1 protein-coding gene is annotated in these 1,480 nt (G+C 75.9%); it reads left to right on the plus strand.

Going from position 1 to position 1,480, the window contains the following annotated elements; translation table 11 throughout:
• Nucleotides 1-290 precede the first annotated feature (290 nt).
• Nucleotides 291-1,439, plus strand: a complete 1,149-nt coding sequence (locus tag AOK00_RS32100) for an SIS domain-containing protein (protein WP_055603691.1) — start codon at nt 291-293, stop codon at nt 1,437-1,439.
• Nucleotides 1,440-1,480 lie beyond the last annotated feature (41 nt).

The following is a 1,480-nucleotide window of genomic DNA, read 5'->3' on the forward strand; positions in this document are numbered from 1 at the left end:
CTCACCCCGCCCCATCCCCTCGCACTTCCCGGAGGGGCCGCCTCACCGCCCCGGAGGGTCCGCCGCCAACGGCGGGGTACGCCTCTCGGGGAAGCCCGCACCTCTCCTGGGCAGGGCGCACAACCCGCACCCGCACAACCCCGCACCAGCACCGCAAGCCCCGCACCATGGAAAGTGCCCGCACCACACAGCACCCGCCCAAGCCGCCCGCCCCGAGGGCACCGCACAACGAAGACCCCCCAAGCCCCGCAGGGGCCCGCGACGACGACGCGACCGGAGGCACCCGCCCCATGCTCGACGAGACCCTCCTCGACGCCCCGGACGACCTCGCCCTGGCAGACCGCCGCGGCCTCCTCCGCGGCGCCGCCGAAGCAGGCGCCCGGGTAAGGACGGCGGCGAGGCACGCCGCCGAGGCCGGCATCGCGGACCTCCACCCCGAGGGCCGCCCCCGCGCAGTACTCGTCGCCGGCCCGGGCACCGCCGCCGCGGCCGTGGCGGACCTGATCGGCGCCCTGGCAGGAGCCTCGGCACCCGTCGTACGCCTCCAGCCGACCGGCGTCGCCCCCGCCGCGGGCGCCCTGCGCTGGGCGCTGCCCGGCTGGGCCGGCTCCGTGGACCTCCTCCTCCTGCCGACGACGGACGGCTCCGAACCGGGCCTGGCGCTCCTCGCGGAGCAGGCGTACCGCCGCGGGATCACCGTCGTCGCCGTGGCGCCGAAGGCCTCGCCGCTCACCGAGACGGTCAGCGGCTCACGCGGTCTGTTCGTGCCGATGGCCATCGCGCCGAACGAGGCCCCGAACGAGTACGCCGAGAACATCGCGGCGAGCCCCGGCACCCTGTGGGCCCTGTTCACCCCGCTGCTCATGCTGCTCGACCGGGTCGGTCTCCTGGAGGCCCCGCCCGAGGCCCTGGAGAAGGTCGCCGACCGGCTGGACCGTATCGCGGAGCGCTGCGGCCCGGCCATCGCCACGTACAGCAACCCGGCGAAGACACTCGCCTCCGAGCTCGCGGACACGCTGCCGCTGATCTGGACGGAGGGCGCGGCCGCGGGCCCGGCGGGCCGCAGGTTCGCCGCGGTCCTGGCGGAGCTCGCCGGTCTGCCGGCGCTCGCGGCGGAACTCCCGGAGGCCCTCCCGGCCCATGGCGTACTCCTCGCGGGTGACTACGCGGCGGGCGCGGACCCCGAGGACTTCTTCCGCGACCGCGTGGACGAGCCGCAGGCGCTCCGCGCCCGGGTGGTCCTGTTGAGGGACCGCCCGTCGGACGGCCTCACCGCGGCCCACGCGGCCCGCGAACTGGCGCTGAGTCACGAGACGGCGATCAGCGAGCTGGAACCGGAAGAAGGTGGTGACCTGGAGACCCTGGCGGAACTGCTCGCGGTCACCGACTTCGCGGCGGTCTACCTCTCCCTGGCAACCCCGGGCCGCACGGCGCTCTGAGCGCACCCCGGAGAAGAAGCCCCCACCCCACAAGCCCGACC

Source organism: Streptomyces aureus, from assembly GCF_001418135.1.
Classification (GTDB): Bacteria; Actinomycetota; Actinomycetes; order Streptomycetales; family Streptomycetaceae; genus Streptomyces; species Streptomyces aureus_A.

Excerpts from the sequence above, each read along its gene's own strand:
- AOK00_RS32100 (WP_055603691.1), top strand. The coding sequence starts at position 291 with ATGCTCGACGAGACCCTCCTCGACGCCCCGGACGACCTCGCCCTGGCA.